Below are 7,689 nucleotides of genomic sequence, written 5' to 3'. Positions count from 1 at the left end.
GGCGCCGGATGCCCCTCGGTCAGCAGATCCGTCAGCGACGGGTGCCCGTCGGCGCCGTCGAGGACGATCACGTTCCCGGTGGGGATCCCGACCCGTGCCGCCGCCGCCGTCGCTTGCGGCAGTAGTGGGGAGACGGTGAACAGGAACTTCGCGTGCGAGTCGGTGAGCTGTTTGGCGATGTCCTCGGCGGTGTAGAGGGCGTTGACGGTGGTGGCGACGCCGCCGGCGCGCAGGATGCCGTGGAACACCGCGGCGAACGCGGGCACGTTCGGTGAGTGCAGGGCCACCACCTCACCGACCGCCAGGCCGCGGGCCGCGAGCGCCCCGGCGACCCCGTCGATCTGCGTGATCAGGGTGCGGTAGCTGGTGACCGCACCCGAGGCGCCGTCGACCAACGCCGGCCGGTCCGCGTCCGCCGGGTCGAGGTGACCGAACAGGAAATCGTAGACACTGCGGTTCGGGATCTCGACGTCCGGAAACGGGCTCTTGAAGCTCACGTGGGTCACTCCCTCGAAGTGTTGCAGAAGCAGTTGTGACTCCAGTCACAGGGTCGCCGCAACTCTACCCGCGCGCAATTCCCGTCCGCGGGAGGTCAACCCACACTCAGGACTGCGAGTCCTCGATGAGATGTTCGAACGGTTTCAGGTTCGCGATCGACTCGCCGCGCGAGACACGCCATTCCCACTCCCGCTTGATGGAACCGGCGAATCCGAGTTCGAGAAGGGTGTTGAAGTCGCCGTCGGCCGCCTCGAGCACCTGCCCGAGGATGCGGTCCAGTTCGTCCGCGGTCACCGCGTGCTCGGCGATCTGACCGACCAGGTAGATGTCGCCGATCTTGTCGATCGTGTACGCCACCGAATACAGCCGGCGGTTGCGTCGCAGCAGGTACTTGTAGACGCCCTCGAAGTTCTCGTCGGGCTTGCGGCAGACGAATGCCTCGACGCGCAGGCCGTGCTTGCCGACTGTCAGGAGCGTGGTGGTCTTGAGCTTGCGCTCGCCGGGCAACTCGACGACGAAATGTGTCGAGTCCTTCCTCGTGAAGTCCAACTCCCGGTCGGTCAGGGCGGATTCGATCACCTCGGCCAAATCGGTCATGCGCGCACTCCCCCGACCCTGCGCAGCTTCCACAATCCGCGTCCGCGACGCGGGGAGAACTCGCTCGGGCCGTGTCCGTAGTTGTAGTTGACGGTCGCCATCCGATAGCTCTCGAGGAGTCCGTCGGCGGTGTGTTCCCAGGAGAAATTCTCGGCGTGCCGCGGAGCCTCCGCGGCCAGCGCGGCCAGCCTGCCGGGCGCAGACACCAGAGACTGCAACGCCGTCGCCCAGTCCTCGGTGCGGTGCCCGTCCACGAGCAACCCGGTCTCACCGTGCCGGACCGCGACGCCGAGTCCACCCACGTTCGCGGCGATCACCGGTGTGCCGCAGGCCTGCGCCTCGATGGCGACCAGCCCGAACGATTCCGAATAGCTGGGCACCGCAACGAGATCCGAAGCCCGGTACACATCGGCGAGCCGATCGGGCGCCTGCGGCGGGAGGAACGTGACCCGCGCGGCGATGCCGAGCGAGGACGCGAGTTCGATCAGCGCGTCCGGCCGGGCCAGTCCGGATCCGGACGGCCCCCCGACCACGAGCACCCGCAGCGACGACTCGGGATCCCGGGCGATCAGTTCGGCGGCGGCGCGGAGCAGTACGTCGGGGGCCTTGAGCGGCTGGATGCGTCCGACGAACGTCACGACGGTCTCGCGAGGGTCGAGCCCCAGTTTCGCGCGGGCGGCGTCCCGGTTGCCGGGGCGGTAGCGCGTCAGGTCGGCGCCGGGCGCCACCACGTCGATCCGGTTCGGGTCGGCGCCGTAGTGGCGGACCAGCTGATCGGATTCGTCGGTGGTGTTGGCCACCAGCCGGTCGGATTCGGCCACCACCTGCTGTTCGCCGATCTGACGGGCGGCCGGTTCGGGGGTGTCCCCCTCGGCGAGCGACAGATTCTTGACCGCGGCGAGCGTGTGCGCGGTGTGCACCAGCGGCACACCCCACCGGTCGCGGGCGAGCCAGCCGACCTGCCCCGACAGCCAGTAGTGCGAGTGCACCAGGTTGTAGTAGCCGGGTTCGTGGCGGGCCTCCTCGCGGAGCACCCCGGCCACGAACGCGCAGAGCTGCGTGGGCAGGTCCTGCTTGTCGAGCCCCTCGAACGGGCCGGCGACGACGTTGCGGACGAGGACGCCCGGCGCCGCTTCCTGGACGGGGGCGTCGGAGGACGACGTGGCCCGGGTGAAGATCTCCACCTCCACGCCGCGGCGGGCCATCTGGATGGCGGATTGCAGCACGTAGACGTTCATGCCGCCCGCGTCGCCGGTACCGGGCTGCGCCAGCGGTGAGGTGTGGACCGAGAGGACGGCCACCCTGCGGGGGCGCGAGTTGTGCAAGGGCGTCACCACTCCATAGTGCTCCCCCACCGATCGGCCTCTTTAACCGAGGTTGTCGACGAACGTGCCGACGTCCTTCACGAAGCGGCCGGGATCCTCGACGAACGGCCCGTGGTCGCAGCCCTCCCAGAACGACGCCCGCGCCTGCGGGATCAGGTCAGCAGCGTGCCTACCAGCCGAGACGTCGACGACGGAGTCCTCGGTGCCGTGCAGGACGAGTACCGGGACGTCGAGCGACCGGAGCAGGTCGTCGTGGCTCGCGGAGCGGTGGAACAGGGCGGCCCGCACGTGCGGCGGGGTGGCGAGGCTGGCACCGAACAGCGCCTGCGACTGCGCGCCCTTGCCTTCGGGAGGTCCGGTGAGCGCGGTGCCGAACGCGCCCAGCGCGCGGATCGCCTCGCGCGGCTCCTCGGACATCGCGCCGGGGATCGCGGCGCGCATCGCCGCACCGACCTTGCCGCCGGCCTCCCCGCGACCGATGCTGGTGATGGCCCCGACGAGGACGACGCCGTCGACGGCGGACGTGCCGTGGGACTCCAGATAGTCGCAGATCACGAGGCCGCCGTAGGACCAGCCGAGGAGCACCGCACCGGACGTGACGCCTTCCGCCGTGAGCACCGCGTCGACGTCCCCGGCCCAGATCGCGGAGTCGTCGTAGCCGGCGGCCGGGGCGCCCGAGTAGCCGTGTCCGCGAAGGTCGACGGCGATCACGCGGTAGCGGGCGGCGAGTTCGTCGAGCACGCCGGTGCCCCAGCACTTCGACGACTGCGCCCAGCCGTGCAGGAGAACCAGGGCCCGCGCGTCGGGGTCACCGGTCACCGAGTAGACGAGGGGCGTTCCGTCGATGCCGACTGCTTCACGAATAGCCATGGGGTCACCATAGAGGCCAGCAACGCGGCGACCGCCGCCACCGCGTACCCGGCGGTCGTGCCGAATTCGTCGATCATCCGGCCGGCGAGCGCCGACCCGACGGCGACGCCGACACCGAGCCCGGTGACGATCCAGGTGATGCCCTCGGTGAGCGCGCCCGCGGGCACGATCTGCTCGACCAGACCGGTGGTGACGATCATGATCGGCGCCACCGTCATCCCCGCCACCGCGTAGGCGACGGCGAGCGCCGGAATGCTCCCCGCCAGCAGCAGCGGCACCATCAGCACCGCCACCGCGAGGACCGCGACCATCAGCTGTTTCCGGAGCGACGCCGACACCCGGATCGCGCCGAACACGAGGCCCGCCGCCGCGGACCCGGCCGCGAACAGGGCCAGCACCACGGTGGCGGAGGCGGGTGCGTCGTGGCTCCGGGTGAAGGCGATGGCCCCGACGTCGATGACGCCGAAGATCGTGCCCATCGACACCATGACGGCCACCAGGATCCACAGCGCGGGCGTCCGGACGACGGACGGTGTGCCGCCGTCCGGCGACGAGTGCACGGGCGGCTCGGTGCCACGCTGAGCGACGAGCGCGAGGGTGCCGACCACCAGCAGCACGAGTCCCGCGAGCGGTCCCGCCTCGGGGAACACCGTGACGGAGAGCCCGACGGAGACCACCGGTCCGGCGATGAAGCACAGTTCGTCCACCACCGCCTCGAATGCGAACGCCGTCCGCAGCAGTGGTGTCCCGCGGTACAGCTCGGTCCAGCGGGCGCGCACCATTGCACCGATCGTGGGCATGCAGCCGGCCGGGACAGCCCACACGAACAGCACCCAGTCGGGGGTCCCGAACCGCACGCACAGCAGCATCGCGGCGAGGGACGTCGCGCTGATCCCCGACGCGACGGGCAGCACGCGGGACTGCCCGTAGCGGTCGACCGCACGGGACACGACCGGCGTGATGAACGCGTAGGTCAGCGCGAACACCGCGGCCAGCGCGCCCGCGAGCGCGTAGTCTCCGCGCAGTTCGGACAGCATCGTGACGATGCCGATGCCGACCATGGCGATCGGTACGCGCGCGACGAATCCTGCTGCCGAGAACGCTGCGGAGCCGGGGGCGGCGAAGATCTGACGATAGGTACCGAGCACGCGTCGAGCCTCACAGATCGTGGCCGCGACTTCCAGCACGTGCAAGTATTGCGCTCATGAGTGTCCTGGTGTGTTTCCACGCCCATCCCGACGACGAAGTGTTCACCACCGGCGGCGTGATGCGTCAGGCCGCCGACGCCGGTCACCGCGTCGTCGTGGTCACCGCGACGGACGGGGCGCTCGGCGAGGCGCCCGAGGGGATTCTGATCGACGGCGAGTCGCTCGCCGAGCGTCGGCGCCGCGAACTCGAGGAGTCGACGTCGCTGCTCGGCGCCCAGCGTGTGGTGTTGCTGCACTACGCGGATTCCGGGATGGCGGGAACGCCGGAGAACGAGAATCCGGCAGCGTTCTGCAACGTCGACGTCGAGGAGGCCGCTACCCGGCTGGCCGCGATCCTCGTCGAGGAATCCGCCGACGTGGTCACCATCTACGACCCCAACGGTGGTTACGGGCACCCCGACCACGTCCAGGTGCATCACGTGGGCCTCCGGGCCGCCGAACTGGCCGGTGTGCCGCACGTGTACGAGGCCGCCGTCAGCCGCGACCACATCCGGCGACTGATGGCCGCGAATCCGGAATGGTCCGAGAACGCGCAGCCACCGGACCTCGACACGTTCGGCCTTCCGGACTCCGAGATCACCACCGTCGTCGACGTCACCTCGGCGATGGGCGCCAAACGCGCCGCGATGCACGCGCACGCCACCCAGATCGGGGACTTCGGCCCGTTCCTGCAGATGCCCGAGGAGCAGTTGCAGGCGGCGTTCGGTCAGGAATGGTTCCGCCGGCGCGGGGCGCCTGCGGGGCTCGCGGAGTCGTCGCTGCCGCTCTGACCGGAACTGCCTCCGCGGATTCGGGTCCGCGCCTAGCATCCACGGGTATGGATCCCGCTGATCTCGTCGCGACCATGCCGTTCGCCGTGCACACCGGGTCCGCAAGGGCACCGTCACCGCGACCGCGCGTCCGCTGAACCCGTGTCGAGACTGCTGCGAGCGTACCGGTCCACGGGCGCGGATCTGCCGTTCGGCAACGTCCTCGCCGCGCACGACGTCGCGATGGAAGGCTATTTCTGGCGGTTCACCCAGCCCGCGACCGGACAGGTCGTCATCGCACTGGCCGGAATCAACAGGGCCGCGGACGGCCACTGGGCGACGCTCGGTCTGGCCGGTCACCCCGCGAGGTTCCTGCGGACCGCCGCGCATCCGGAGGGCTACGCCAACCCGGCCGGACTCGGCGCGTTCGCCGGCGACGCGTTCCGCGGGTCCGTCGACCGCGTGCGGGTGGATCTCGGACCGGATGCCCGCCTCGACGTCCGGATCGGCGCCCAGGTCCCGTGGCCGCGGCGCAGGCTCGGCGGGTCGAGCGTGTTCCAGACCGTGCCCGCGCTGAACCAGTACTGGCATCCGTGGTTGCTCGGCGGACGGGCCGAGGGAACCGCGGTGCTGGGCGGCACCGAGATCGACCTCGACGGCGCCCAGGTCTACGGCGAGAAGAACTGGGGCAGGGGCGGATTCCCCGACTCCTGGTGGTGGGGCCAGGCCCAGGGATTCGCCGACCGGCAGGCGTGCGTCGCGTTCGCCGGCGGCGAGATCACCGCGGGCGGGCTGCGCACCGAGGTCACGGCCGTCGTCGTCGCGCTGCCCGACGGCACGGTGTTCCGCCTCGGCAATCCGGTCACCTCCCCCGTGCGGGCGCACGTGACGGACGAGCGGTGGTCGCTGCGCGGCCGCGGCCGCACATGGAGCGTCGAGATCGAGGGCGCCTCCCCGCTGCGCTCGGCCCACGTGCTGCCGGTTCCGCTCCCCGCCGAGCGTCGCAACATTCCCGGCGCCCTCGAGCACCTCGCGGGTTCGATGAGTGTCACGGTGCGCCGCCGTGGTGAACTCGTCTGGGCGGACGAATCGCCGCTCGCCGCGTTGGAGCACGGCGGGATCGAGCGGGCGCGCGCGGAACTGCGCAGACGTGGTGCGCCGCCGGACGCGACGTCGGCTCCGCCCCTCAGCTGATCACCTCGAGTTCGGGTGGCTGCAACGCCTCGACGATCTCGTCGGTCTCCGCGTGCAGAACCCCGATCCGTCCGGCCTCCTCCAGGTGACGCGCGTCGACGCCCGAGATCGCATCGGCGGCGACGAGCACCTTGTAGTCCCGTTCGCTGGCGTCGACGATCGTGGCGCGCGGACAGTTGGGGTAGTTGCAGCCCGCGATCACCACGGTGTCGACCCGCCACCGGCGCAGGTGCTCGTCGAGCCCGGTGCGGTAGAACGCACTCCACCGCGGCTTGAACAGGACGTGTTCGGTGAGCGAGACGGCCTGGACGTCACCGGCGAGGAGCGATTCGGGGTCGAGTCCCGGTAGGCGTCCACGAGACGTGCGATCGCGGGCAGCACCGCCGACGTGCCCGGGATCGGGGCCCTCCCGCCGTCCACGAAGTCCACCTGCATCTCGACGACGAGCAGCGCGGACCGGCCGAGATCGGGCGCGAGAAACGGATCCGAGTTCTGCCGCCAGTGGGTCACGCAGCAAATCTAACGCTCACGCGGATTCTGTAGCCGGAATCACAGGGACCGGACCATGGGCATGGAACGCGGGTTTGGGACCATGGAACGGGTGGGGTAGTGCGAGAAGGGTCCCGACCGATGACTGTGAGCGATGAGAACTGGCCGATGATCGGCGCGACAGGGGCGCGTTTCGGTTCGGCCGGCCGGCGCCGAAGCGACAGGAAAGAGCAGTCGCCGACGGCAGAGCCGAGCCCGTCGCAGTCGGTCGAGTGGGTGGAGCCCGGCCGGGCGGAGGCCGTTCCCGAGCAGGTGGAGGCCCCGTCCGAACCCGCCGGCCGAGCGCCCGAGACGGCCGAGTCCACGGAGTGGGCGGAGCCCGAGGAGACGGTCTCCATCGTCCGGCCGTTCATTCTCACGGGCGGGCGCACGGAGTCCGGGATAGATCTGCCGTTGGAGGCGGTCATCGTCGCCCGCGCCGACGGGGACGCCGTCGTGGACGCGATGCCGGCGCCGGACGAACTGCGCCGTGTCTTCGCGCTGTGCTCCGAACCGCGGTCGGTGGCCGAGATCGCGTCGCTCGCGTCGATCCCGCTCGGGGTCGCGCGGGTACTCGTCGGCGACCTCGCGGCGGCCGGAGCGGTCACCGTGAACGAGACCGCCGGATCCACCGGCCCGGATCGGAAACTGATGGAACGCGTCCTCGACGGGCTGCGCAGACTCTGAAGCCCCGCTCGCCGGGACACATGCCCACGAATC

The 7,689-nt window shown here is 70.6% G+C and carries 8 protein-coding genes and 1 pseudogene; 3 read left to right on the top strand and 6 right to left on the bottom strand.

What is annotated here, in order from left to right; all coding sequences use genetic code 11:
- The 5 genes from ACFTZB_RS40365 to ACFTZB_RS40345 all read right to left on the bottom strand — a co-directional run.
- The coding region (locus ACFTZB_RS40365) for an AMP-binding protein (protein ID WP_378440750.1) at positions 1 to 497 on the bottom strand (497 nt) is incomplete at its 3' end.
- A gap of 106 nt (positions 498 to 603) precedes the next feature.
- Positions 604 to 1,095 (bottom strand): YbjN domain-containing protein, encoded by a 492-nt coding sequence (locus ACFTZB_RS40360; RefSeq protein ID WP_378440748.1) that lies wholly within the window; start codon positions 1,093 to 1,095, stop codon positions 604 to 606.
- Complete coding sequence (gene mshA, locus ACFTZB_RS40355; RefSeq protein ID WP_378440746.1) at positions 1,092 to 2,450, bottom strand: D-inositol-3-phosphate glycosyltransferase; 1,359 nt, start codon at positions 2,448 to 2,450, stop codon at positions 1,092 to 1,094. The genes ACFTZB_RS40360 and mshA overlap by 4 nt, the downstream gene beginning before the upstream one ends.
- A gap of 12 nt (positions 2,451 to 2,462) precedes the next feature.
- Entirely contained in the window at positions 2,463 to 3,290 is an 828-nt protein-coding gene (locus tag ACFTZB_RS40350) for an alpha/beta fold hydrolase (RefSeq protein ID WP_378440744.1), read from the bottom strand.
- Positions 3,236 to 4,438, bottom strand: a complete 1,203-nt coding sequence (locus ACFTZB_RS40345; protein WP_378440742.1) for an MFS transporter — start codon at positions 4,436 to 4,438, stop codon at positions 3,236 to 3,238. Before ACFTZB_RS40345 ends, ACFTZB_RS40350 begins: the two co-directional genes overlap by 55 nt.
- 56 nt (positions 4,439 to 4,494) lie before the next feature.
- Between ACFTZB_RS40345 and ACFTZB_RS40340 the strand changes: the two genes are divergently transcribed.
- Both ACFTZB_RS40340 and ACFTZB_RS40335 read left to right on the top strand, forming a co-directional pair.
- Positions 4,495 to 5,268, top strand: a complete 774-nt coding sequence (locus ACFTZB_RS40340; protein WP_378440740.1) for a PIG-L family deacetylase — start codon at positions 4,495 to 4,497, stop codon at positions 5,266 to 5,268.
- A gap of 141 nt (positions 5,269 to 5,409) precedes the next feature.
- A complete protein-coding gene (locus ACFTZB_RS40335) occupies positions 5,410 to 6,441 on the top strand; it encodes a tocopherol cyclase family protein (RefSeq protein WP_378440738.1) in 1,032 nt (343 codons plus the stop codon).
- Here the strand turns inward: ACFTZB_RS40335 and ACFTZB_RS40330 are convergent.
- Positions 6,434 to 6,951: pseudogene (locus ACFTZB_RS40330) on the bottom strand (cysteine hydrolase family protein). The gene ACFTZB_RS40335 and the pseudogene ACFTZB_RS40330 overlap by 8 nt on opposite strands.
- Positions 6,952 to 7,071: 120 nt before the next feature.
- On the opposite strand from ACFTZB_RS40330, the gene ACFTZB_RS40325 reads away from it, so the two are divergent.
- Complete coding sequence (locus ACFTZB_RS40325) at positions 7,072 to 7,656, top strand: DUF742 domain-containing protein (RefSeq protein WP_378440736.1); 585 nt, start codon at positions 7,072 to 7,074, stop codon at positions 7,654 to 7,656.
- Positions 7,657 to 7,689 lie beyond the last annotated feature (33 nt).

The sequence above is a fragment of the Rhodococcus sp. NPDC057014 genome (genome assembly GCF_042673295.1).
In the GTDB taxonomy this organism is placed as follows: domain Bacteria; phylum Actinomycetota; class Actinomycetes; order Mycobacteriales; family Mycobacteriaceae; genus Rhodococcus_F.
The sequence above is the reverse complement of the archived record's forward strand: the minus strand, read 5'-3'. Positions and strand labels throughout refer to the sequence as shown.

Bases quoted from the DNA above. Each gene is read 5' to 3' on its own strand.
- ACFTZB_RS40360 (WP_378440748.1), bottom strand. From the start codon at position 1,095: ATGACCGATTTGGCCGAGGTGATCGAATCCGCCCTGACCGACCGGGAG.
- ACFTZB_RS40350 (WP_378440744.1), bottom strand. From the start codon at position 3,290: ATGGCTATTCGTGAAGCAGTCGGCATCGACGGAACGCCCCTCGTCTAC.
- ACFTZB_RS40340 (WP_378440740.1), top strand. From the start codon at position 4,495: ATGAGTGTCCTGGTGTGTTTCCACGCCCATCCCGACGACGAAGTGTTC.
- ACFTZB_RS40325 (WP_378440736.1), top strand. From the start codon at position 7,072: ATGACTGTGAGCGATGAGAACTGGCCGATGATCGGCGCGACAGGGGCG.